Annotated in this window: 21 protein-coding genes and 1 pseudogene; 14 read left to right on the top strand and 8 right to left on the bottom strand. The window is 63.9% G+C overall.

Going from position 1 to position 23,775, the window contains the following annotated elements:
- Positions 1–151 precede the first annotated feature (151 nt).
- Entirely contained in the window at positions 152–1,108 is a 957-nt protein-coding gene (gene speB, locus JGU72_RS18495) for an agmatinase (RefSeq protein ID WP_199685484.1), read from the top strand.
- Between the two features lie 66 nt (positions 1,109–1,174).
- Positions 1,175–2,236, top strand: coding sequence for an amidohydrolase family protein (locus JGU72_RS18490; protein WP_199685483.1), 1,062 nt, complete (start codon positions 1,175–1,177; stop codon positions 2,234–2,236).
- 9 nt (positions 2,237–2,245) lie between these two features.
- Here JGU72_RS18490 and JGU72_RS18485 read toward each other — a convergent pair whose 3' ends face one another.
- Both JGU72_RS18485 and JGU72_RS18480 read right to left on the bottom strand, forming a co-directional pair.
- Complete coding sequence (locus JGU72_RS18485; protein ID WP_307828511.1) at positions 2,246–2,845, bottom strand: helix-turn-helix domain-containing protein; 600 nt, start codon at positions 2,843–2,845, stop codon at positions 2,246–2,248.
- A gap of 111 nt (positions 2,846–2,956) precedes the next feature.
- On the bottom strand, positions 2,957–4,483 hold the full coding sequence (locus tag JGU72_RS18480; RefSeq protein WP_199685482.1) for a PucR family transcriptional regulator: 1,527 nt from the start codon (positions 4,481–4,483) through the stop codon (positions 2,957–2,959).
- Between the two features lie 125 nt (positions 4,484–4,608).
- Between JGU72_RS18480 and JGU72_RS18475 the strand changes: the two genes are divergently transcribed.
- From JGU72_RS18475 to JGU72_RS31495, 5 genes and pseudogenes are all read left to right on the top strand, one after another.
- Complete coding sequence (locus JGU72_RS18475) at positions 4,609–6,042, top strand: gamma-aminobutyraldehyde dehydrogenase (protein ID WP_374101128.1); 1,434 nt, start codon at positions 4,609–4,611, stop codon at positions 6,040–6,042.
- A gap of 55 nt (positions 6,043–6,097) precedes the next feature.
- Entirely contained in the window at positions 6,098–8,047 is a 1,950-nt protein-coding gene (locus JGU72_RS18470) for a primary-amine oxidase (RefSeq protein WP_199685480.1), read from the top strand.
- Between the two features lie 16 nt (positions 8,048–8,063).
- Positions 8,064–8,951, top strand: coding sequence for a universal stress protein (locus tag JGU72_RS18465; RefSeq protein ID WP_199685479.1), 888 nt, complete (start codon positions 8,064–8,066; stop codon positions 8,949–8,951).
- Complete coding sequence (locus JGU72_RS18460) at positions 8,944–10,524, top strand: APC family permease (RefSeq protein ID WP_199685478.1); 1,581 nt, start codon at positions 8,944–8,946, stop codon at positions 10,522–10,524. The genes JGU72_RS18465 and JGU72_RS18460 overlap by 8 nt, the downstream gene beginning before the upstream one ends.
- 159 nt (positions 10,525–10,683) lie before the next feature.
- Positions 10,684–10,767 (top strand): annotated as a pseudogene (locus tag JGU72_RS31495) (DUF7144 family membrane protein); the annotation flags it as partial.
- Here the strand turns inward: JGU72_RS31495 and JGU72_RS18455 are convergent.
- Entirely contained in the window at positions 10,768–11,373 is a 606-nt protein-coding gene (locus JGU72_RS18455; RefSeq protein ID WP_199685477.1) for a TetR/AcrR family transcriptional regulator C-terminal domain-containing protein, read from the bottom strand. It abuts the pseudogene before it with no gap.
- Between the two features lie 95 nt (positions 11,374–11,468).
- On the opposite strand from JGU72_RS18455, the gene JGU72_RS18450 reads away from it, so the two are divergent.
- The 7 genes from JGU72_RS18450 (at position 11,469) to JGU72_RS18420 (ending at position 18,160) form a co-directional block, all read left to right on the top strand.
- Entirely contained in the window at positions 11,469–12,434 is a 966-nt protein-coding gene (locus tag JGU72_RS18450; RefSeq protein ID WP_199685476.1) for a nitrilase-related carbon-nitrogen hydrolase, read from the top strand.
- Positions 12,431–13,426 (top strand): agmatine deiminase family protein, encoded by a 996-nt coding sequence (locus JGU72_RS18445; protein WP_199685475.1) that lies wholly within the window; start codon positions 12,431–12,433, stop codon positions 13,424–13,426. The genes JGU72_RS18450 and JGU72_RS18445 overlap by 4 nt, the downstream gene beginning before the upstream one ends.
- 71 nt (positions 13,427–13,497) lie before the next feature.
- A complete protein-coding gene (locus JGU72_RS18440; protein ID WP_199685474.1) occupies positions 13,498–13,872 on the top strand; it encodes a hypothetical protein in 375 nt (124 codons plus the stop codon).
- A gap of 155 nt (positions 13,873–14,027) precedes the next feature.
- Complete coding sequence (locus tag JGU72_RS18435; RefSeq protein WP_233532686.1) at positions 14,028–15,500, top strand: purine-cytosine permease family protein; 1,473 nt, start codon at positions 14,028–14,030, stop codon at positions 15,498–15,500.
- A 20-nt stretch (positions 15,501–15,520) separates the two neighbouring features.
- Entirely contained in the window at positions 15,521–16,102 is a 582-nt protein-coding gene (locus tag JGU72_RS18430; RefSeq protein WP_199685473.1) for a TetR/AcrR family transcriptional regulator, read from the top strand.
- A gap of 19 nt (positions 16,103–16,121) precedes the next feature.
- Positions 16,122–17,105, top strand: coding sequence for a nitrilase-related carbon-nitrogen hydrolase (locus tag JGU72_RS18425; RefSeq protein WP_199685472.1), 984 nt, complete (start codon positions 16,122–16,124; stop codon positions 17,103–17,105).
- On the top strand, positions 17,102–18,160 hold the full coding sequence (locus tag JGU72_RS18420; protein WP_199685471.1) for an agmatine deiminase family protein: 1,059 nt from the start codon (positions 17,102–17,104) through the stop codon (positions 18,158–18,160). The genes JGU72_RS18425 and JGU72_RS18420 overlap by 4 nt, the downstream gene beginning before the upstream one ends.
- Here JGU72_RS18420 and JGU72_RS18415 read toward each other — a convergent pair.
- From JGU72_RS18415 to JGU72_RS18395, 5 genes are read right to left on the bottom strand one after another with little or no spacing between them, the layout of a single operon-like run.
- Positions 18,117–19,301, bottom strand: coding sequence for an acyl-CoA dehydrogenase family protein (locus JGU72_RS18415; RefSeq protein WP_199685470.1), 1,185 nt, complete (start codon positions 19,299–19,301; stop codon positions 18,117–18,119). The genes JGU72_RS18420 and JGU72_RS18415 overlap by 44 nt on opposite strands.
- Complete coding sequence (phaZ, locus tag JGU72_RS18410) at positions 19,298–20,143, bottom strand: poly(3-hydroxyalkanoate) depolymerase (protein WP_199685469.1); 846 nt, start codon at positions 20,141–20,143, stop codon at positions 19,298–19,300. Before phaZ ends, JGU72_RS18415 begins: the two co-directional genes overlap by 4 nt.
- Positions 20,110–20,562, bottom strand: a complete 453-nt coding sequence (locus tag JGU72_RS18405) for a MaoC family dehydratase (RefSeq protein WP_199685468.1) — start codon at positions 20,560–20,562, stop codon at positions 20,110–20,112. The genes phaZ and JGU72_RS18405 overlap by 34 nt, the downstream gene beginning before the upstream one ends.
- A gap of 14 nt (positions 20,563–20,576) precedes the next feature.
- Positions 20,577–22,268: a PHA/PHB synthase family protein gene (locus JGU72_RS18400; RefSeq protein WP_199685467.1), complete on the bottom strand. Its 1,692-nt coding sequence runs from the start codon at positions 22,266–22,268 to the stop codon at positions 20,577–20,579.
- 2 nt (positions 22,269–22,270) lie between these two features.
- A complete protein-coding gene (locus JGU72_RS18395) occupies positions 22,271–23,773 on the bottom strand; it encodes a long-chain-fatty-acid--CoA ligase (protein ID WP_199685466.1) in 1,503 nt (500 codons plus the stop codon).
- Between the last annotated feature and the right edge of the window lie 2 nt (positions 23,774–23,775).

Below are 23,775 nucleotides of genomic sequence, written 5' to 3'. Positions count from 1 at the left end.
TGTCCTCAGAGGCCACAATGCGGGATACAGACGTGGTCTAAATTGGCAAACTTGCCGTAATGCATTGCTTTCTTCAGGACACACGAGTTGACTAGAGGACAACTTCAGGCTGCGCGCGACCGGCGCGGTGCCGCGGAAGAGAGGTCGCGTCGTGTCGGAAGAGCAGCGAGCAATTGTCGGACCGGTGGATGCCACGCGAATCCCGCGCTACTGCGGACCCGACACTTTCGCCCGACTTCCGCGAGCTGACGAAGTCTCGCGACCGGATGTACTCGTTGTCGGTGTGCCCTTCGACTCTGGCGTCAGCTACCGACCTGGTGCGCGGTTCGGTCCGGGCCACATTCGTGGGTCGTCGAAGTTGTTGCGGCCCTACAACCCCGCCCAGGACGTCCACCCGTTCGGCGTGCAGCAGGTCGCCGACGCCGGCGACATCGCGGTGAATCCCTTCGATCTTTCGGACGCGATCGCGACGATTCAGGCCGAGTCCGAGAAGCTGTGCGAAGACGGCGCCTCCCTGGTGACGTTGGGCGGCGACCACACCATCGCGTTGCCCCTGTTGCGCACGCTGAGCCGGTTGCACGGCCCGATCTCCGTGCTGCACTTCGACGCTCACCTCGACACCTGGGATACCTATTTCGGCGCGCCCTACACCCACGGCACTCCGTTCCGCCGCGCAAGCGAGGAGGGTCTCCTGGACTTGGAGCACTGCCAGCACATGGGGATCCGCGGACCGCTCTATGCCGCCGCCGACCTCGAGGACGACAGAACGCTCGGATTTCAGATCGTCCGCGCCGACGACTACGAGGTCGACGGCGTTCGCGGTGCGGTCGATCGGATGCGCGCGCGACTGGGCGACGGACCCGTCTACGTCTCGATCGACATCGACGTGCTCGACCCCGCCCACGCCCCCGGCACCGGCACGCCGGAAGCGGGTGGTCTCACGAGTCGTGAACTGCTCAACACGTTGCGCGGATTGCAGGGCCTGAACGTCGTCGGTGCAGACATCGTCGAGGTTGCGCCCGTGTACGACCACGCAGAGATCACCGGCGTCGCAGCAGCTCACGTTGCGTACGAATTGATTTCGATCCTCGCGGCCAACCGCACTTAGTCGAGGAGCTCGCACAGCGACCATCGAGTCGAGATCCGAGTGACACTGCCACTACGCTGAAAAGCCATGACGGACCCCGAACGAGCGCTGCCCGACTTCCCGGTGATCGATCCCCATATTCACCAATGGGATCCGTTCACGTCACCGCGTACCGCAACACGCCCCGCACAAATTTTGCGTGTCGTTCCGTTCCTGAAGTGGGCTCTTCTGAAGGCGGTTCCGGCGAGCGACCGGGAATTCATCGGTAACCCCGATATCGCCATCAAGCCATACCTACCTGACGACTACACGAATGACGCAAAGCCTCTGCAGGTGTCGGCGATCGTTCATATCGAAGCCGGTTGGCACGGCAAGAATCACGCCGCGAGTGTGGACGAAACACGGTGGGTCGCAGCTCTACCCTTCGGTGGGAATACGCCGAAACTGGGAGCGATTGTCGTGCACGCGGACCCGACGGAGCCGGACATCGGTCCGGTGCTGGACGCGCACCTCGCGGCGAGCAACTTGGTTCGGGGCGTGCGTTGCACCGCGTCCCACCATCCCGATCCGGGCGTGAAGAGCTGGGCAGCAGACGGCCATCTGCTCACGAGCAAGGCATTCCTGACCGGGTTCGCCGCGCTCGCCGAGCGTCGCCTCAGCTTCGAACTCTGGCTGTATTCGCATCAACTACCCGATGCCGTCATCCTCGCCAGGGAGTACCCCGAGACGACGTTCGTTCTCGATCACTACGCCACTCCGGTCGGCCTGTTCGGACCCCGCGGAAAGCAGACGGGCCATACCGCCGCTGACCGTGCGGACATCTTGAAACAGTGGCGTGACGAGATCGGCGCGTTAGCCGAATTGCCGAACGTGGTCGCCAAGCACTCGGGTTTGGGCATGCCGATCCTCGGCGGTGGTCCGGCGCAGTCAAGATCCGAGCTCACCGACGCATTCGGCCCGCTCGTGACCTACACACAGGAACTCTTCGGCCCGGACCGCACGCTGTGGGCGTCGAACTTCCCGATGGACAAGCCGACCTTACGACTGTCCGACAGTGTCGCGGTACTCCAGAACCTTTTGGCGGACCAGCTCGATCCGCGAAAGATGTTCCGCGACAATGCGGCACGCGTATACGCAATTTCCGTCTGAAAAGGTGACCTATCGCTTGGCGGCTGTGTGCGGAAGTGCGGGGCAGATCATCCAGAGGACAGTGGTTTTCGGTGCGGAGTGAGGCACGAGGAACGCGCGCGGCGACGCCGGATCGAATGTAAGTGCGTCACCTGATTCGAGCGACACGATGCCGTCCGCGAAGTGCACCTCCAGCAGACCGTCGACGACGAAAACGAACTCGACTTCGCCAGGCAGCGGATACGGTTCCGAACCGCTGCCGCCGCCCGGTGCAATCTTGGAGAGCAGCACCTGAATCCGCCGCTCGGATTGCGGAGTCAGCAGATACTCCGAAATAGCGTGGCCGCCGAACGAGATTGCCGGGTACTCCCCCGCGCGAATCACGCTGCGCGTCGCCGTCGTCTCGAACAGATTCGACAGCGGAATGCCGAGCGCTTCACTGACCCGCAGCAGTGCGGCCACAGACGCCGTCGAACGTCCGCGTTCCACTTTCGAGAGAAAGCTCTTCGTGAGACCGCTTGCCTCAGCGAGGGATTCGATCGTCATCCGCTGCGCTTTACGCACCGCACGGATCCGGAGACCGACGGCAGCAGCGGGCTCCGACTCGCCCATATGCGCCGACACAGCCACCTGACCTCCAACGAGACAGTCGATCCGAAACACAGCCGAACTCAGCTGCGCGAAACTTCGATCGTACCTACTTTGCGGACCCGACCGGGCCGTTGTGCCCTGATCGGAACATCAGGGCTGGCGCGCAATGATCGCAAGCAACAACTCCGCGCGCACGCGGGCAATATCGAGATTACAGCCAAGTAGCGACTCCGCCAACGTAATTCGCTTCCGAAGCGTGTGCCGGTGCACGCCGGTTGCCGCCGCGGCGGATTCCCAATGCCCGTTCGCCTCGAGAAAAGCGCGCAGCGATTCGACGAGTTCGGTTCCGTGGGCGCGGTCGTAGTCCATCACCGGCGTAAGCATGGTGTCAGCAACGGCATTGAGAATTTCGCGGCTCGCATCGAACGACAGCAGTGCGCGTCCGGTCAGCGCGGCGAACTCGAGCGGCAGCCCACCACGTTCTGCGGCCGACGACGCCAGCTTCGCGTGGTCGACAGCTTGCAAAAGCTGGTCGACCTGCTGGGCGCCACTCAACCCGACCCGAATGAGCTTGCGGATCGGGCTGCTGATGCCGGTGGCGATCCGGCGCGCGAAGTCAGGCCCCTCGGTGCCGGGCAGCACAACGGTGAGTTGCCGGTCCTGCGTCCGCATGAACAGCGACCGGCCCAACTGGCCGACCGCAGCGGCAACCACATTCTGTGCCTCCTTCGCGGCCGTCGCGGATTCGCACGTAATCACGAGCACGCGGATCCGGCCGCTATTGTCGGCGGCCTGCGAAAGTTGGGTCCATGCCGGCCCGAGGTCGACGTCGGCGCTCATCAGCAAGCCGAGAGCATGACTGTTCAACTCGTTCTGCGCAGCCTCGAGGCGGGCGGGCTTCTCGAAATCCAGAGCGAGAAGCGACGTCGCGTGGCCGAGCAGTATCTGGTCGATCGGGCTCAGCGGTGCTTTGCTGATGACGACGAGATCGCCATGGACCGCGCTGCCCACGCTGATGCGCTGAAAGGTCAGCGCCGCACCCGACCGGTCCATCGAGACGCTCGACGACAGCGCCGACGCACCGTCGGCAACCGCCTCTCGCACTGCTTCGAGCAGCGGCGCGTCCAACGCCTCAGGGTGGCACTCGACGACCTTGCCCGCCGGATTCAGCACGAGCACTTTCGACGTCAACGACCTGGCCAGTTCGCGAACGATCGCGCGCGCACCGCCGTATACGACGGCTCGCGTCATTCTCGGTTGCGCTCGCGATGCGCGAAGGACCGCGTCGTACTCGAGTTCTGCCAAGCGGGCGGTAACTCGCTTCACGACCGCGGCGAACGGCGTTCGCAGCGGGACCTCGAAGAGCGGCAGACCGATGTCGTCGGCACCCGAGACGAGGTCGGCCGGGATCTGCGGATGGGTCAGCCCAGTGCCGAAACCCAGTGCGGCAACGTTGCACTCGGCCAGCCCGCGCAAGTAAGCGACACGCTCGGCCGTATCCGTCGGCAATCGGATACCGGTGGTGAGAACGAGTTCGCCGCCCGACAGCCAGCGGAAGGGCTCGGGCAGTTCGGTCGCGAGCGCGAGCGTGATCTCCCTGTTGGTTCCGGATTTTCCACCGCGAAGTTGCAGGCCCAAGTCGGTCTGCGCCAACACCCAGTTAACAGGGACGCTCACCGCTTGGAGTGTACAAGATGTTGAAGACTGGTTGAAGATTTGTCCAACTTGTCAGGGGTCTCGATTCTGTGGTGCAGCGCACACTAACTCTAGAAAGATTCCAGACAACGAAAAGACGGTTGACCGTGCCTGCACCCTCCTTGCTCGAGAACTACATAGACGGGAAGTTCGTAGCCTCGTCCGCGACCGAGACTCTCGAGCTGATCAATCCCGTCGACGAATCGGTTGTCGGTCGAGCACCGATCTCCAACGAAGCAGATGTGAACGCCGCGGTTGCGGCCGCCGAGCGCGCGTTCCGGACCTGGGGAAAGACCACTCCCAGCGCGCGGCAGTCCGCGCTGCTGAAGCTGGCTGACGCGATCGAAGCGAACATCGACGAACTCGTCGAAGCGCAGTGCCGCAATACCGGCCAGCCGAAGGCGATCATCGCGGCCGAAGAGATCTCCGTCAGCGCAGATCAGCTCCGCTTCTTCGCCGGCGCCGCCCGCATTATGGAGGGCAAGTCGGCCGGCGAGTACATGGAGGGCTTCACCTCCTATGTCCGCCGGGAACCGATCGGCGTTGTGGGGCAGGTGACCCCATGGAACTACCCGTTCATGATGGCGATCTGGAAGATCGGCCCCGCTCTCGCTGCCGGCAACACGATCGTGCTCAAGCCCAGCGACACGACTCCCGAGAGCACCCTCGTTCTCGCCCGCCTGACCAAGGGCATCTTGCCCGACGGCGTGTTCAACGTCGTTCTCGGTAACGGCGAAACGGGCGCAGCCCTGGTCGGACACCCCACGTTGGGCCTGGTGTCGATCACGGGTTCAGTGCGTGCGGGTATCGCGGTGGCAGTCTCGGCGGCCCAGCAACTCAAGCGGGCCCACCTCGAACTGGGCGGTAAGGCACCGGCAGTGGTCTTCGAGGGCGTCGATATCGAGAAGACCGCCAGCGGCATCGCCGAAGCTGCGTTCTTCAACGCGGGTCAGGACTGCACCGCCGCGACGCGCGTACTCGTCCACGAGTCGATCCACGACGACCTGGTCGAGGCCCTCGTCAAGAAAGCCGCAACAATCAAGCCAGGACTGCCCGACGATCCCGACACGTTCTACGGCCCGCTGAACAACGTCAACCACTTCACGACGGTCGCGAAGAAAGTCGCCGATCTGCCCGCGCACGCGACGATAGTCACCGGCGGAAACCGTGTGGGCGACAAGGGTTTCTTCTTCGAACCGACGGTGATCACCGGCGTCGAGCAGCACGACGACATCGTCCCGGAAGAGACGTTCGGACCGATCCTCACGGTCCAGCCGTTCACCGACGAAGCCCAAGCCGTCGAATACGCCAACGACGTTCGATTCGCCCTGGCGTCCAGCGTCTGGACCAAGGACCACAGCACTGTCGAGCGACTCAGCCGCGCACTCGATTTCGGCGCAGTGTGGATCAACTGCCACATACCGCTCGTCGCAGAAATGCCGCACGGCGGATTCAAGTATTCCGGATACGGGAAGGACCTATCGGCCTACGGTGTCGAGGACTACACCCGTATCAAACATGTCATGAGCTCGCACGACTGATCCGATCCGCAAACCGTTCGCTATCCGACGATCCACTCCTGGCAGGAAAGAAACCGTGGCCGACACCTTCCACCCACTCGATCCCCTAGTTGCAGACGAATTCACCAAGGCTGCCGCAATCCTCGGCAGTGCCCACGGCGTCGGCCCCGGCTGGCGTTTCGCGTCGATCGAGCTCGCCGAACCGTCGAAGGCCGAGATTGCTGCCTTCGACGCCGACGGCAGCGCTCCGGACCGGCGCGCACACGTCGTGTGCTTCGAGCGTGCCGAGAACAAGACGTACAAGGCGCTGGTATCGCTGACGTCGGAGTCCGTTGTCTCCTGGGACCACATTCCCGGCGAACAGGCGAACTTCACAGTCGACGAGTGGGTCGAATGCGATGAGGCCCTGCGCAATCACCCGGACGTGATTGCGGCACTGGCCGAACGCGGGATCACCGACATGAGCATGGTGTTCATGGACACCTGGACCTACGGCGACGTCGTGATGCCCGAGAAGTACAAGAATCGCCGAATCGGCTGGTCGGACACGTGGGTCAAGGCCGCGGACGGCGCAAACCCGTATGCCGGTCCGGTCAACGGCTTCCACTGCGTCATCGACGTGAACACCATGGAACTCCTCGAGATCGAGGACACGTTCCGCGTCGACAAGCCCGAGATCATGGGCGAGTATGTGCCGCGGCACGTTCCCGAGCGCATCCGGAACGCGAGCACCCGGGAACCTCTGAAGCCGCTGGACATCACCCAATCGGACGGACCCTCGTTCACCATCGAGGGCAACAAGCTCGAGTGGCAGAACTGGTCGCTGCGAGTGGGCTTCAACTACCGCGAGGGCATGACCCTGCACGCGGTGAAGTACAACGACAACGGCAACGTCCGCTCGATCGCGAACCGCCTGTCCTTCGCCGAAATGATGGTTCCGTACCGGGATCATTGCGACGACCACTATCGCCGCACCGCATTCGATATCGGCGAATGGGGCATAGGTTTCATGACGACGTCGCTCGAACTGGGCTGCGACTGTCTCGGCGAGATCCGCTACCTCGATGCCGTGCTGCACAACAGCAAAGGCGAGCCGTACACGATCAAGAATGCGATCTGCATTCACGAGGAAGACGCTGCTGTCCTGTGGAAGCACGTCGACCACCATGCGGGCGCCGAAACTCGCCGCATGCGCCGGCTGACGGTCTCGTTCCACGTCACCGTCGCGAATTACGAATACCTCACCTACTGGCGCTTCTACCAGGATGGAAACATCGAATGTGAGGTTCGCGCAACGGGAATCATGGTTGTGAGCCACTTTCCCGAGGGCGGTTCGCACCCGCACGGCACTTTGGTCGACAACCGCACCTACGCGCCGTATCACCAGCACTTCCTCGTCGCGCGAATGGACCTCGACGTCGACGGCACGGACAACACCGTCTACCAGACGGAAACCGAGATCGAGCCCATGGGCCCGGACAATCCGTACGGACTTTCGTTGCGGCAGAAGAACACTCCGTTGCGGACCGAGGAAGAAGGCAAGCAGGACTTCAACTGGCAAACGCAGCGGGCGTGGAAGGTCGTCAACGACAACACCAAGAACGGGATCGGCACCTCGCCTGCGTACAAGCTCGTTCCCGGCGCGGCTATTCCTGCGATGTTCGATCCGCAGTCCCCAGTCCTCGCGCGGTGCAAAGCAATCGAGCACACCGTCTGGGTGACGCCGAACTCACCCGACGAACGTTGGCCCGCAGGCGAATTCGTCAACCAGAGCAAGGTCGACCACGGCCTGCCCGAATGGACCGCCGCCAACAGGTCGATCGAGAACACCGACGTCGTCGTCTGGTACGTCTTCGGCATTCACCACATCACGCGACCCGAAGACTGGCCGATCATGCCGGTCGACACGGTCAACTTCTGGCTGAAACCGGTCGGCTTCTTCGACCGCAACCCATCCATCGACGTCGCGCCCAGCCCGCCCAAGGCGTGCCATGCCGACGCCGGCGACCACGACCACCATCACTGACCCGATCGGACCCAACATGAGGCTAGTAGTCGGCTATCTCGCCACCGATGGTGGCGCAGACGCACTCGCGCTCGGAGTTCGGCTCGCCCGAACTCTCGGCGCGGCACTCGACGTTTGTATGATCCTCCCGCCCGACCGAGTGCTGCCCGCACTCGTGCCGACCGGTGGATACGAAGATGTGCTCGCCGAGCAGGCGGGCAAGTGGCTGGCCGAGGCCGCCGCGACCGTGCCCGACGACGTCGAGGTTGCAACCCATGTGGTCTTCGACGAGTCCTTCGCGGAGGGCCTGATCGGCGAGGCACTGCGACTCGAGTCCGAGGCAATCGTCGTCGGCGGTGCCGGCGGCGGGTTGATCGGTAGCCACTCACTCGGGTCCGTAGTGAACGAACTGCTGCACTCGGCGCCGGTTCCGGTCGCATTGGCACCACGGGGAATTCGCCACTCGGCTGTCGAGCGAGTCCGCGAAGTCACCTGCGCAATCGGAGTCCGGCCGGGGGCCGAAGTGCTGTTGCGGACGGCCGTGCGCGCCAGCGAGGCCGCCGGTACCCCGTTGCGTCTGGTGTCCCTGATCGCGCTCGATCCACTGCACACGACACGGCGTCCGGACGACACGCCCGATACCATTCGGGAACGTTCGCTGGCACACGCGGCCGAGACTCTCGAAGTCGCCAAATCCATTCTCCCGGAGAATTTTCCGGTGTCTTCGGAGATCACCCACGGTCCGACGGTCGAGGCTGCCGTCAACAAGTTGGACTGGCATGACGGCGACTTGATCATGGTCGGCTCCAGCCGACTCGCCCAACCCCGCCGACTGTTCCTTGGTTCGACCGCCGCGAAGATGCTTCGCGTCCTTCAGGTCCCCATGGTCGTGGTTCCGAAAGAGGAGATGACCGATCATGACTGATAAGTCTGCGATCGAGGCACTGAAGTCGGTCGAAGAAGCGGAGGGCCTGGTTTCGAAAGGGCTCGCCGCCGGCAAGATCGGCACCATAACCGGTGCCGTACTGGGTATTTCGACGGTCGCACCGGGCTACACGCTCACCGCGAGCATCGGGCTTATCGTCGCGGCGGTCGGGCTCAAGATGCCCGCCATCCTGATCGCCGGATTCGTACCCATGTTCCTCACCGCCTACGCCTACCGCGAGCTCAACTCGCGCGCGCCTGACGCCGGGGCGTCGTTCACGTGGTCCACCAAGGCATTCGGTCCGTATGTCGGCTGGATGTGCGGCTGGGGCATGGTGATGGCGACGATCATCGTGCTGTCGAACCTCGCAGCGATCGCCGTCGAGTTCTTCTACCTGTTCATCTCGGAGATTTTCGATAACCCCGATATCGCAGACTGGGCGACCAACGACGTCATCAATATCGTCTCGACGTTGGCGTTCATCGGTATTGCAACATGGATCTCCATGCGCGGCATCACGACCAGCGAAAAGGTTCAGTACGTCCTCGTCGCGTTCCAGATGGTCGTGCTCATCGGCTTTGCGATCGTTGCGCTGACCAAGGTCGCTTCCGGCGATGCGCCGGCCGACATCGGTTTCGACAGCGACTGGTTCAACCCGTTCACAGGACTGGCGATCAGCGCGTTCGCAATCGGCGTCACCGGATCGATCTTTGCGTTCTGGGGCTGGGACACCTGTCTGACCCTCGGTGAGGAATGCAAGGACCCGACGCGGGTTCCGGGCCGCGCAGGTCTGCTCTGCGTCGTCTCGATCCTGGCCACCTACCTCCTCGTTGCCGTTGCGGTGATGATGTATTCGGGCATCGGCGAGGAGGGCCTGGGACTCGGCAACGAGGACAACTCGTCGAACGTCTTCGGTGCACTTGCCGATCCGGTGCTCGGCAGCTGGTGGGGTCCGGTTCTGTTGCTCGCCGTTTTCGCATCGGCAGTGGCGAGTCTGCAGACCACGTTCCTTCCCGCCGCGAGGACGATGCTCGCGATGGGCGCCTACGGTGCATTCCCGAAGAAGCTCGCCTCTGTGAGTCCGCGATTCCTCGCACCGTCCTACGCCACGGTCGTGGCAGGCGTCATCACGGCGATCTTCTACACGGTCGTCAGCCTGCTGTCGGAGCGCACACTGCTCGACACCATTGCTGCCCTCGGCATCATGATCTGCTGGTACTACGGCATCACGGCCTTCGCCTGCATCTGGTACTTCCGCAAAGAGCTGTTCTCGAGTGTCCGCAACTTCGTGTTCAAGGGCCTCTTCCCGCTGCTCGGCGGTCTCATGCTGGCAACCGTCTTCGTGATCTCGGTCCACGAGAGCATGGACCCGGAGAACGCCAGCGGTGCAGCTATCGGTGGTATCGGGCTCGTGTTCTACATGGGCTTCGGAATCCTGCTGCTCGGCGCAGTCCTGATGGTCGTGATGCGTTTCCGCAATCCGGACTTCTTCCTCGGTCGGACGCTCACGCAGCACGCCGCCCCGGCCGACGCACAGGACGTCCGCATCGAGAAGCCGTCGACGCCGGTCTAGCGACGGGCTCGTGGTCGCCGCTGTCCTTGCCCCGGCCGCGGCGATCACGAGCAAAGGGTTCGGCGAGCGAGGCCGGGCGGCGCGAGACCGAACAATGGGTCAGCGACACACCGACCCCGCGAGCCTTTTACTCGTGATCACCGCCGAACGAGGTGAATTCCACTCTGGTCGATCGTTGTCATCGCGCTCGACGTCGTCGTCATCTGGGCAGTGACGACGTGGGAGACCCCGCGCCGGGCGTAATCACTGCGCCTGCGTCAACCACCCTGCGACGAGGGTTTGCAACCCGAATTCGAAGGCGGTGTCGGCGCGGGCCGGGTTGGGGACCGACGTTGCCAGTGCGGCCCGCATCGCGTCGTTCGCCTCGTCGACCTGCGCCCAGACTTCCTCGGGCGCAGCAAGATCCAGGGCCGAGCCGAGCACGAAGCTGTCCAGTGTCGTGATCGCTGCCAGAACGTCCGCCGGCGTGAATCCGCCGTCCGAAAAGGCTTGCGCGAGCGCGTTGTACATCGCGAAAGCGACCCCGGTGCGAACGGTTTGCGACGTGAGCAACGGGATCAAGCGCGGATGTTTCGCATAACTGCGCCGGTACTCCCGAGCGAGCCTCGTCACGGTCTCGCTCCACCGCTCGTCGCGCTCCCCCGGCACCGAGACTTCGGCCATGACGTGACCACGCATCAGCTCGATGATCTCCGCCCGGCCGCTGACGTGGTTGTACAGCGACGACGGCCGAACGCCCAGCTTTTCCGCGATGCCTGGCATCGTGAAATCACCGGCAGCATCGACTGCCCGCAGCGCGGCAGTCGTGATGATCGCCGTCGACAGGATCGGCTGCGAAGGACGCGGCATCGATTTTTCCTTACCTCTTGATTTGTGAGCTCTCGCACACCATACTTAACGAATCAGATTCGTTTTAGCCCATCGGATCCCCACAAGGAAGCACAATGCAGACCATCACCGCACTCACTCCGCCCGTATCTCTCACCCGCGTGACCGATACCGATCGAGTGCCGTTGCGCGTAGGCGTCGTTCAGCATCTCTGGCATGACGACGCCGCACTCCTGCAGAAGGAGTTGACGGACGCGATCGGCCAGGCCGCCGCGCTCGGCGCACAGGTCGTGTTCCTTTCGGAGATCACGCTGATGCGCTATCCCGCCGACGTCCGCGCGGGCGAGAACCCCGGCGCACTCGCCGAAGACCTCCTGACCGGCCCCACCTTCACCTTCGCCGCCGACGCGGCCGAGCAGCACAACGTGCTCGTCCACGCGTCGCTGTACGAGAAGGCCGAGGCGGAGGACGGCCTCGGCTACAACACGGCAATCCTCGTGTCACCGGAGCGAGAACTGTTGGCGCGCACCCGCAAACTGCACATTCCAGTCACGGCCGGCTACCACGAGGACACCTACTTCCGGCCCGGGCCCGCAGAGGACTCCTACCCCGTGCACACACCCGAAGCTCTGGACGGTGCCCGGATCGCGATGCCGACGTGTTGGGACGAGTGGTTTCCCGAGGTCGCCCGGATGTACTCGCTGGGAGGCGCCGAAATCATCGTGTACCCGACAGCGATCGGTTCCGAGCCCGACCATCCGGAGTTCGACAGCCAGCCGCTGTGGCAGAGCGTCATCGTCGGCAACGGAATTGCCAACGGCACGTTCATGATCGCGCCCAACAGGCACGGCAGCGAAGGTCTCATCACGTTCTACGGATCGTCGTTCATCTCGGATCCGTACGGGCGCATCCTGGTTCAGGCTCCGCGTGACGAGTCTGCCGTTCTGGTCGCCGATCTCGACCTCGCGCAGCGCGAAGACTGGCTCACCCTCTTCCCGTTCCTGATGACGCGACGTCCCGATACGTACGGCGATCTGACCGCACCCGTCGCCACCTCGAAGCCGATCGGACGGCAGTCATGACCTGGCGCATGCCCGCCGAGGGCGAACCGCAGGTCCGGACGTGGATGGCATTTCCCTCTGCCGGTTACTCCCTCGGCGACACCGCCGAAGAGCATCACGAAGCTCGCAGCACCTGGGCCGCCGTCGCACACGCGATTGCCGAGTTCGAGCCGGTGACCGTCGTCGTCGATCCGGAGGAAACCGCGGCGGCGAAGAAGTACCTGTCGAGCATCATCGAGACTGTCGAAGCTCCGCTGAACGACGCCTGGATGCGTGACATCGGGCCGACCTTCGTCCTCGATGAGAACGGTAAGCTGGGCGCCGTCGACTGGGTCTTCAACGGCTGGGGAGCGCAGGAGTGGGCACAGTGGGACCGGGATTCGAAGATCGGCGCACTCGTTGCCGAACTTGCCGGGGCCGAACTGATTTCGTCGCCGATGGTCAACGAGGGCGGCGGCATTCAGGTCGACGGTCAGGGCACCGTGCTGGTGACAGAAACGGTGCAGCTGGATGCCGGACGCAATCCCAACCTCACCAAGGCCGACGTCGAAGCTGAGCTTGCGCGCACGATCGGCGCAACGAACGCAATCTGGTTGTCCTACGGCCTGCATCGCGACGAGGACGAGTTCGGCACCCGTGGCCACGTCGATATCGTCGCGGGATTCGCAGCGCCCGGCGTCGTCCTCGTACACGACCAGCAGGATCCGGAACATCCGGACTTCGCTCGCTGCAAAGTCTTCGCCGATCTGCTCGGCGAGCACTTCGACGTCGTGAAAGTGCCCGCGCCCAAGACAATTCGCGACGACGAAGGTTACGTCGACTACAGCTACATCAATCACCTCGTCGTCAACAACGGCGTGATCGCGTGCAGTTACGACGACCCCAACGACTCCGTTGCCGCCGGCATCCTTGCCGACGCCTATGCCGGTCGCACGGTCGTCACAGTGGACGCGCGACCATTGTTTGCCCGCGGCGGTGGGATCCACTGCATCACGCAGCACCAGCCGTGTTAGGCGCCCCCGGTGCCCGTGCGCGGTTAGCGAGTCCCTGGACTCTCCAACCGCGCACAGGCGCAGCCTTTCTGATGATGCTCGGAGCCGGATCACATCTCGTCCTCGCCGTCCTGCACCTCGGAACATCCACCGCCACAGCGGTTCTGCTCGGCGCAATGTCCGCGTGGTGTCTGCACTGCGCGGTTCACCTGTGGAAATTCGGAACCCCACGGACGTGGTCGCTCGCCGCGGCGGGCGGTTTCGGCATGATCGCGCTCCACGCAGGACTGATGGCCCTTCCCCGTCCCACCGAGTCCCGCGGCCACCACCACGCCGCGGGACCGTCGCAACCGGCCATCGACCTCGACGGGTTGATGTCCGTGTCGATGGCGGTAGGAATCGTCGCCGAAATCGTCGTGATCGGCGGTGCGGCGACAACGCTGATCCGTCGGCGGGCGTTCGCCTGACTCACCTCGACCCCGCCGACTGTGCACCTGCTGTCGCCCGATCTCGGGCGATGCAGCAGCAGGTGCACAGTCGGCGGGAACAGCTTGACTGAATTTTCAGTTAGGTCTACATTTCAACCAACGGATGTGACGGCAGTCACCTCCACGGAAAGCAAATGAGGTTCACTGTGATCACCGACCCCCAACCACCGGAAGTGCGGATGCCCGATCCGGCGGCCGACCGCTTCGGCCAGATCGAAGCCATCGGCGTGGAGTACATCCCCGAGTCCGAGCGCGACTCGCGGCCGCTGAACATGCTTGCGGTGTTCTTCGGCGGCAACCTCGCGTTCTCCGTGATCGTGTTCGGCTGGTTGCCGATCACATTCGGGCTCAGCTGGACGAGCGTGGTGGCCGCCAGCGCGGTCGGCATCGGGCTCGGCACGATTCTCATCGCGCCGATGTCGCTTCTCGGACCGCGGACCGGAACCAACAACACCGTCTCCAGCGGCGCACACTTCGGCGTCACGGGCCGAATGGTCGGGTCCGGGCTCACGCTCCTGTTTGCCCTGGCCTACGCGGCAATTGCGGTGTGGACCTCCGGTGACGCGCTCATCGCGGCATCACATCGCCTGCTGGGCACGCCCGTCAACGACGCGATGCTGGCGATCGGTTACGGCATCATCGCAGCCGAAATCGTCGCGGTCGCTCTGTTCGGCCACGGCACTGTCGTCACGCTGCAGAAGTTCGTGCTGCCGGTTGTCGGCGTCCTTCTGCTGCTGGGCGTCGTCGCCTTCGGCGGCAAGTTCGATCCTGGTGCAGCAGGCGGCGATTACCTCCTCGGCGGGTTCTGGCAGACCTGGATACTCGCGGTCGTCCTCGCTGTCGGCGGACCACTCTCCTACGCTCCGACGCTCGGCGACTACAGCCGGCGCATCTCACGCAACAAGTTCAGCGATCGGTCGGTCGTAGCCGCAACAATGGCCGGCATCTTCTTCGGGCTGTTCTTGACGGCGGCATTCGGTTCTTTCACCGCGTCGACCTTCACCAACCTCAGCGATTCCTACGTCGCCGACCTCGTTGCCGAGGCACCATCCTGGTACGTGCTGCCGATCGTGCTGATCGCGCTGGCTGGCGGCTTGGGACAGGGCGTCCTGAACGTCTACGCCAGCGGTCTCGACCTCGAAGCGCTCATCCCCAAGTTGCGCCGGGTCCATACGACGCTCATCACCTCGGCACTCGCAGTCGCCCTCCTGTACATCGGGGTCTTCTTGGTCGACGCCGTCGATTCGATCACCGCAATGACGCTGGTGCTCAACGGACTTGCCGCACCATGGGTCGCGATCAACGTGGCAGGCTTCCTCGTCGCACGACGGGGCAAATACGACCCCGCCGACCTCCAGGTCTTCAACCAGGGGCGCCGCGGCGGCAAGTACTGGTTCACCGGCGGCTGGAACCTGCGCGCCGTCATCCCCTGGATCGCCGGATCGCTGTTCGGCATTCTCTCGGTCGACACGTCGCTCTATTCGGGTCCGTTTGCCGACCTCGCCGGCGGCATCGATGTGAGTCTTGTGGGATCGGCCGCCATCGCGGTGGTCGGCTACCTGATCGCGTTGCGAGTGCGGCCCGAGCATGTAACCGAAACCGACTGACGAAAGAGGAGTGCACTCCGATGAGCGAGAAGCGTGACGCGATTCTACGAGCAAGTGCGAAAGCCATTGCCGAGCGGGGAATTCGCGGACTTCGGGTCAACGACGTCGCCGAGGTCGCAAGCGTCTCGCCCGGACTGTTGTACTACCACTTCAAAGATCGCGAAGGTCTTCTCGACGCGGCACTGAAATACATCAACGACCGCGCGCGTGCCTATCGAACCGAAGGTGACGAGTCGGCCGATTCGGCCCGCGCCAGGCTGGCGCACGCACTGCTCGGCGAGATCCAGGAGCGTCCCGACGTCGTCGAGAACTCATTGGCCTGGAACGAATTACGAGCATCGGCCGTGTACGAAGTCGCCCTCCGCGAACCCCTTGCCCGCACGACCGCCGCATGGGTTGCCGATATCGCCGAGGCGATCTCACAGGCCCAACTCGAAGGATCGATCGCGACGGGGATCGATCCCCACAGCACAGCGGTCATCATGACTGCTCTCGTCGAAGGCCTCTCCGGCCGCTGGCTCTGTCACGAAGTATCCACCGCGGAAGCGCGATCGTTCGTCCTTGCGGCGATCGACGCGCTGTTCCCCGGCACCGAGACCTAACCACCCCAAAGGATCCGACATGAACATCACCACCGCACTCACACCTCCCCCGTCACCTGCCCGAGCCGCAGCAACTACCCGCGAACCCCTCCGCGTCGGACTCGTCCAGCACGCGTGGACATCCGACCCGGATGCGTTGCGCACCAAACTGACCGACGCGATCGGGACGGCCGCTGAACTCGGCGCGAAGGTCGTGTTCCTGCCCGAGCTCACGTTGTCCCGGTACCCCGGAGACACGCGCGCAACTGGCACTCCCGGCGACAACGCGGAGGACCTCACCACCGGACCGACGTTCACCTTCGCCGCTAATGCCGCACGCGCACACGATATCTGCGTGCACGCATCCCTCTACGAGCGCGCCGACGGACCCGACGGCCTTGGCTTCAACACCGCCATTCTGGTGTCACCGGAAGGTGAGCTCATCGCGCGGACCCGGAAACTGCACATCCCCGTCAGCGTGGGCTACTACGAGGACACCTACTTCCGCGGCGGACCCGCCGAGGACGCGTATCCCGTCTACGCTCCCGCCGAATTGAACGGCGCCGCAATCGGATTGCCGACCTGCTGGGACGAGTGGTTCCCCGAGGCCGCGCGTGCGTACTCACTCGGTGGTGCCGAGATCTTGGTCTACCCCACAGCAATCGGCTCGGAGCCGAGCTTCCCCGACTTCGACACGCAGCCCATCTGGCAGCACGTGATCGTCGGCAACGGCATCACCAACGCGACGTTCATGATCGTGCCGAACCGCTGTGGCGACGAGGGCAGCGTGCACTTCTACGGATCCTCGTTCATCTCCGATCCGTATGGTCGCGTGCTGGTCTCGGCGTCTCGTGACGAAGAAGCCGTCTTGGTTGCCGACCTCGATCTCGACCAGCGAAAAGACTGGCTCGCGCTGTTCCCGTTCCTGACGACGCGCCGCCCGGACACCTACGGCCGGCTCACGGAACCCGTCGATCACGAACATCCGTTCGGCCGCCCCGCACCGGTGATGGTGTCGTCGTGAACTGGCGGATGCCCAGCGAGACCGAGCCGCAGGACCGGGTCTGGATGGCCTTCCCTCCGGCCGGTGCGTCGATGACGGCCGACGACGCGAGCGCGCACGAGGCCCGCACTGCGTGGAGTGGGGTCGCGCATGCGGTCGCCGACTTCGAACCGGTCACGATGGTCGTCGATCCTGCCGATCGCGAGGCCGCCCGGAAGTATCTCGGAGTACACATCGACCTCGTCGAGGCGCGCCTCGACGACGCCTGGATGCGCGACATCGGGCCGACCTTCGTGCTCGGCGAGGACGGCCGACTCGGCGCCGTCGACTGGGTTTTCAACGGTTGGGGCCAGCAAGAGTGGGCGCAGTGGGGCAACGACCAAGAGATCGGCAGGGCGGTATCGACGCGGTCCGGCGCGGACCACGTTCCGTCAGCCCTCGTCAACGAGGGCGGCGGCATCCAGGTCGACGGTCGCGGAACCGTATTGGTCACCGAGACTGTGCAACTCGATCCGCTGCGTAACCCCACGTTCGGCAAGGCCGAGGTCGAAGCCGAACTGGAGCGCACGATCGGCGCAACGCACGCCGTCTGGTTACCGCGTGGGCTGACCAGGGACTCGGCGAAGTTCGGGACGAAGGGCCACGTCGATATCGTCGCCGCGATTCCGTCCCCCGGTGTCGTTCTGGTGCACAGCCAACAGGACTCGTCGCATCCGGACTACGAGGTCAGTGCCGAAATCATCGACGTCCTGCGCAACAGTCGCGATGCGGACGGGCGGCTCTTCCAAATCGTGGAAGTGCCGGCACCCAAGGCCCTGGAGGACGAGGAGGGCTGGGTCGACTACAGCTACATCAATCATCTCGTCGTCAACGGCGGCGTGATCGCGTGCAGCTTCGACGATCCGAACGACTCTGTGGCACAGCAGATTCTGGCGGAAGCGTATCCCGGAAGGACGGTCGTCACCGTCCCTGCCCGGGACATCTTCGCCAGAGGTGGTGGCATTCACTGCATTACGCAACACCAACCGACCCTCACACGAACGCGCCCCGACCGGTCAGGGATCGACCGACGATGAGGGTGTTCACTTCCCGCGTGCCCTCGTAGGAGTAGATCGCCTCGGCATCGGCGACGAAGCGGCCGACGTTGTGTTCCAGGAGAATTCCGTTGCCGCCCATCAATTCCCTTGCCCAGCCGACAGTCTCGCGCATGCGAACCGTGCAGAAGGCCTTGGCGAGCGACGAATGCCGATCCTCGGCATGTCCCTCGTCCTGCAGCGCGGACAGGCGGGCGCACAACGCCAACGAGGAGGTGATGTTGCCCAGCATGCGAACGAGCAGGTCTTGCACGAGTTGGAAACTCCCGATCGGCCGCCCGAATTGTTCACGCTCGCAGGCATACCGCAGCGCGTTTTCATAGGCACCCCGCGCACAGCCGATCGCCATCCACGCCACACCGGCGCGCGTCACACGCAGCACCTCCGCAGTGTCCTTGAACGAGTTTGCGTTCTGCAGCCTGTCCTCTTCCGGCACCTCCACGTTCTCGAGCGTGATGAGGGCGTTCTGGACGATCCGCAGTGCGATCTTGTGGGACTGCTTCTCTGCGGTGAACCCTGGCGAACTGTTCTCCACGACAAAGCCTTTGACTTGACCATCCGCGACATCCTTCGCCCAGATGATCGTCAGGTCGCTGAAGGTCGCATTTCCGATCCACTTCTTCTGACCGTTCAGAATCCACGTGTCGCCGCGACGCTCGGCGGTCGTCGTCAGCCCACCTGAAACACCCGATCCGACATCCGGTTCGGTGAGCCCGAAGGCGCCGATCTTCTCGTAGCGCGCCATCTCGGGCAGAAACCGTTCGCGCTGCTCGTCGGACCCGCACAGGTAGATCGAACCCATCGCCAGACCGCCGTGCACGCCGTTGAAGGTTGCGATCGACGAGTCGGTTCGGGCGAGCTCCATCGCGATCATGCCGTCGAGCAGAAAACTGCTACCGCGGCAGCCGTAGCCCTTGTACGGCACCCCACCCAGGCCGAGTTCGGCGAAACCGGGGATCACCTCGAACGGGAACGTCGCGGCTTCCCAGTGCGAGTTGACGATGGGTGCGACGTCGGCCGTCATCCAGTCGCGTACCGAATGCAGGTACGTCCGGTCGTCCTCGGAAAGAAGGTGTTCGAACGAATAGAAGTCCGACGTGTCGATATCGGGTGCGGTACTCATGGACTTACTCCTGGATTTCGAAGAAACGAGACGATTACCGGGGCTAGTTCGGGGGCATTCGTCACAAGATCGATATGCCCGCCCGAGTGCAGGTGCAAACGCGAATGCGGCAACAGCCGGTTCATGATGCGCGCGTTGACAACTGGAATGATCGGATCATCGGTGCCGGCGACGATGAGGGTCTGCTGCCGGATCATTGGCAGCGCGGGGAGACTGGTCCAGACCGAGCCCGCGAGTAATTGGTGGATATAGCCGACCTTAGACCCGGCGTGGAGCTGAGCGAGGAAGATTCGAGCCACGTCGTCGCCGTGCTCACGGACCTTTCCGCCGTACAGTTCGCCGGCGATCGACGCCGCATAATTCGGATCGCGAAAGCGCCGTGGCGTCAGCATCTTTCCCAGCACCCGCGGATGCCCGGGGACCATCACGGCGCCGGTCCCGGTCGCAACGAGAACCAGACGGCGGCAGCGGCGGGGGTTCTGGAACGCGAACTGCTGGGCCAGCGCACCGCCCCACGACAGCCCGAGCACATCGACCACGCCATAACCGAGCTGCGACAGCGCTCGACCGAGCATCCACGCAAGGTAGGGAAACCCGTACGGCAGAACCGAGGTAGGCGAACCGCCGGTACCCGGGACGTCGAAGCGAATGACCGTGGTCTCCGGATCGACCGCTGCGACCAGCGGCTCGAGGACCTCGAGGCTCGCACCGATGCCGTTGCACAGGACGAGCGGGATACCGGTCCCGCGGCGGACGCTGACCCGGATGCGCTGCCCGGCGACCGCGAGGTAGCGCTCGTCGTAGTCGCTCACCGGTACAGCACCACGACATCGGCAATGCATGCCGGACGTGAGCCGCCGTCGACCTCGTACGTCATGCCGAACACGACCTCGATACCTGCGGGTTTCTGCTGCGCCGACGTGACGTTCACCGTGGCACGCAGCTTGGAGCCCACGGGCACCGGTGCCGGGAAGCGGACCCTGTCGAGGCCGTAGTTCAATGCGGCGGTCACGTTGTCCACCGTCAAGACCTCTTCCAGTATCTGCGGCGCGAGGGACAGCGTCAGGTAGCCGTGGGCAATCGTTCCGCCGAACGGTCCGGCGGCCGCGCGCTCGGGGTCGGTGTGGATCCACTGGTGATCGCCGGTTGCATCGGCGAATCGATTCACCTGGTCTTGGGTGACCTCGTGCCACTCGGTGGTGCCAACGGTCTTTCCGGTGAGTTCGAGCAGACCGGTCGGATGAGCGAGGTGGGTTGTCATGTCGTTTCCTCGAATCACTTGTGATGGACGTAGGTGCCGGGTGCCGGTGCCAGCGGGGGAAGACCGGAGCCGCCGAGGGTCTGGGGCGCGTCGACCTCGGGGCCACTGCGCTCACCGAGCCATTCGACGTAGTTGGGCCACCACGAGTCCTTGGCCCTCTCGGCGGATTCGAGCCACTCCTCCGGAGTGTCCTTGTCGACCGGAGCGATCCGGAACGAGGCCCGCGGGTTGCCAGGCGGATTGACCAGGGACGCGATATGTCCGCTGGACGAGAGCACGAAGCGGTTGTCCTTGCGGCCGAGCAAACGTGCACTGCGGTAGGTGGACTGCCACGGGCAGATGTGGTCAGCGATGCCGCCGATGACGTAGGAATCCGCGGTGACCTTCGAAAGGTCGACCGGAGTACCGAGCATGCTCACTGCGCCAGGCGTGGTGAGGGCGTTTTCCATACCCATCAGCACGAGGTCCTTGTGCAAGGCCGCCGCCATACGCGTCGTGTCGGCGTTCCAGTAGAGGACGTCGAAGGCCGCCGGCGACCGGCCCTGGACGTAGTTGTTGACCCAGTACCGCCACACGAGGTCCGTCGGCCGGAGCCAGGCGAACATCTCTGCCATTGCCCGCCCGTCGAGATAACCCTTCGACGCCGACGACTTGATTGCGGCCTCCGCGGCTCGCTCGCTCATAGCGGCAGAGGCGAATCCGGCCTTCGTCTGGTCGAGCACCGTCACCGCTAGGGTGAGGCCGGCAATCCGGTCGCCCTCGCCGATCTCGGAGAGATGGGCCGCAACCATCGACGCGAGGATTCCGCCGGAACAGGTAGCGAGCAGGTGGGTGCTGTCTGCCCCGCTGATCGTGCGCACCGCCGCCATTGCTTCGATGATGGCGGCACCATAGGTATCGAAACCCCAATCGCGATGCCGCTTCTGCGGATTACGCCAGGAGATCGCGAAGACCTGCTGGCCCTGCTGCAGGAAGTACTCGATCATGCTTCGCCCCGGCGCGATATCCATGATGTAGAACTTGTTGATCACCGGCGGCACCATCAGCAGTGGAATGGACCGGACCTTCTCCGTCTGCGGCGCATAGTGAATCAGTTCGAAGACCCGGTTCTGAAACACGACGGCGCCCTTGGTCGTCGCAACGGTCTCCCCCACTGCGAACGCGTCAGGTTCCACCATCGCGGGCACTCGCGGCTTCGACAGCATGTCGCGCGTGAACGCTTTGAGCCCGCGCACCGCGCTCAGACCGCCGGTGTCGATCAGTGCCTTCCACCCGAGTGGGCTGATCAGCGGGTTGTTCGTCGGTGCAAGGCCTTCGATGATGTTGTCGAGCACGAAGCGCATCTTCTCGGCGTCGCGCCAATCGAGATTCGCATCCGCGAACAGCTTGTCGGCCGTCTCGGCAGCGGACAGGTAAGCCTGCATGGTCCGCTTCAGCAACGGGTTGCCCGACCACGCCGGATCGACAAATCGCTTGTCGCCCTTCGCAGGTGCGCGGTCAGAGTTGCCGGCTGCGATCGTCGCAAGTTCGCGCAGGAGGCTTCCGCCGCGGTCGGCGACCGTGCGCGGCTGCTTGGCCAGGCTCAGGCCGAACCTCGTCCACGCCTGGTTGGGAAGCATTCTGCCGACAAATGGGCGAGTCGAATTCGTCAGCAACAGATCGAGCGGTGCCGCGAGTTCGTCAGGACTCTTGATCGTGGTTGTCATGGCTAGCTGCTTTCGATTGTGGGGACTGTTATTTCGCGACGCAGGATCTTGCCGGTGGGCCCCTTGGGCAGACCGTCGACCAGCCAGATGTGGCGCGGGTACTTGTAGGCCGCGACGCGGGCTTTGACGAAATCGCGCAGTTCGTCGATATCGACTGTGGCGCCTTGCTTTCCGACGATGGCTGCGCCGATATCTTCGCCGAGCGAATCGTGCGGGAGTCCGATCACGGCGGCTTCGGCGACGGCGGGATGCTCGTACAGAACCTCTTCGATCTCACGCGGATAGACGTTGAAGCCACCGCGAATGATCAAGTCCTTCTTACGGTCGACGATGTAGAAGTACCCGTCCTCGTCCACTTTTCCGACGTCGCCGCTGGCGAACCAGCCATCGGCGTCGATGGCGGACACTGTCGCATCCGGGAGATTCCAATAGCCCTTCATGACGTTGTGTCCGCGGATCTGAATCTCCCCCGGCTCACCCTGTGGCACTTCGTTTCCCGCCATGTCGACCACTCGCATCTCGACGCCCTCGATGGGGGTGCCGATCGAACCTGCCTTCCGCGCGATGCCGGGGTGGTTGAACGATGCGACCGGCGACGTCTCCGACAGCCCGTACCCTTCGAGAATGATTGCGCCGAAGGTCTTTTCGAAGTCGTTGAGTACCTGCACAGGTAGCGACGCTCCGCCCGAGACGCACACGCGCAGCGACGTCGTTGCCGCGCCGCCGGCTCCGACACCGAGCAAGGCCGAGTACATCGTCGGAACACCCTCGAAGACGGTGACGCCGTCGCGCTCGATGACTTCGAGCGCGGTTCGGGGGTCGAATCGCGGTATCAATGTGAGGGTCGCGCCGACGGCAACAGCGGTATTGAGTCCGCACGTCATGCCGAAGACGTGGAACAGCGGGAGGCAGCCCATGACGACGTCGTCGGGTCCGACCTCGATGAGGGTTCGGGCGCACACCTCCTGATTGCGGTTCAAGCCGCCGTGGGTCAGCTCCGCGCCCTTCGGCTTACCGGTCGTGCCCGACGTGTGCAGGACCACGGCGGTGTCGGTATCTGCGCGGTCGACCGGCTGTCCCTGTTCGGGGAGGTCGGCAATCAAATCGGTGAGGGCAGCGTCGTCGACCGACCAGTGGATCGCGCCGACCGCAGCCGTCGCTGCAGCGGCCTCGGCGGCGAATGCCGGCGTCGCGAAGAGTGCTTTGGCACCCGTATTCGCGAGGTAGAACTCGATCTCCCGCGCCTTCAGCAATGGGTTCATCGGCACTGCCACGGCGCCCCGGCGAAGGATGCCGTAGAACGCCACAGCGAACGCCGTTGTGTTCGGCAACATCAGCCCGACCCGGTCGCCGGGTTCGACACCGGCTCGCTCGAGCAGGGTTGCGACCCGTGCCGCAGCGGAATCGAACCGTGTGAAAGAGACGTCCAGATCGGCACACCGAAGTGCGGTCTTGGTGGGGTAATTTCGTGCTGATGCAACAAGATTCAGACTCAGATTCGACAATT

The organism is Antrihabitans auranticaus (genome assembly GCF_016481275.1).
Classification (GTDB): Bacteria; Actinomycetota; Actinomycetes; order Mycobacteriales; family Mycobacteriaceae; genus Antrihabitans.
The sequence above is the reverse complement of the archived record's forward strand: the minus strand, read 5'-3'. Positions and strand labels throughout refer to the sequence as shown.

Coding starts and splice junctions, on each gene's coding strand:
- JGU72_RS18405 (WP_199685468.1), bottom strand. CDS start 20,562: ATGACAACCCACCTCGCTCATCCGACCGGTCTGCTCGAACTCACCGGA.
- JGU72_RS18425 (WP_199685472.1), top strand. CDS start 16,122: ATGAACATCACCACCGCACTCACACCTCCCCCGTCACCTGCCCGAGCC.
- JGU72_RS18445 (WP_199685475.1), top strand. CDS start 12,431: ATGACCTGGCGCATGCCCGCCGAGGGCGAACCGCAGGTCCGGACGTGG.
- JGU72_RS18465 (WP_199685479.1), top strand. CDS start 8,064: ATGAGGCTAGTAGTCGGCTATCTCGCCACCGATGGTGGCGCAGACGCA.
- phaZ (WP_199685469.1), bottom strand. CDS start 20,143: ATGCATTGCCGATGTCGTGGTGCTGTACCGGTGAGCGACTACGACGAG.
- JGU72_RS18450 (WP_199685476.1), top strand. CDS start 11,469: ATGCAGACCATCACCGCACTCACTCCGCCCGTATCTCTCACCCGCGTG.
- JGU72_RS18440 (WP_199685474.1), top strand. CDS start 13,498: ATGATGCTCGGAGCCGGATCACATCTCGTCCTCGCCGTCCTGCACCTC.
- JGU72_RS18435 (WP_233532686.1), top strand. CDS start 14,028: ATGAGGTTCACTGTGATCACCGACCCCCAACCACCGGAAGTGCGGATG.
- JGU72_RS18430 (WP_199685473.1), top strand. CDS start 15,521: ATGAGCGAGAAGCGTGACGCGATTCTACGAGCAAGTGCGAAAGCCATT.
- JGU72_RS18455 (WP_199685477.1), bottom strand. CDS start 11,373: ATGCCGCGTCCTTCGCAGCCGATCCTGTCGACGGCGATCATCACGACT.
- JGU72_RS18490 (WP_199685483.1), top strand. CDS start 1,175: ATGACGGACCCCGAACGAGCGCTGCCCGACTTCCCGGTGATCGATCCC.
- JGU72_RS18400 (WP_199685467.1), bottom strand. CDS start 22,268: ATGACAACCACGATCAAGAGTCCTGACGAACTCGCGGCACCGCTCGAT.
- JGU72_RS18415 (WP_199685470.1), bottom strand. CDS start 19,301: ATGAGTACCGCACCCGATATCGACACGTCGGACTTCTATTCGTTCGAA.
- JGU72_RS18460 (WP_199685478.1), top strand. CDS start 8,944: ATGACTGATAAGTCTGCGATCGAGGCACTGAAGTCGGTCGAAGAAGCG.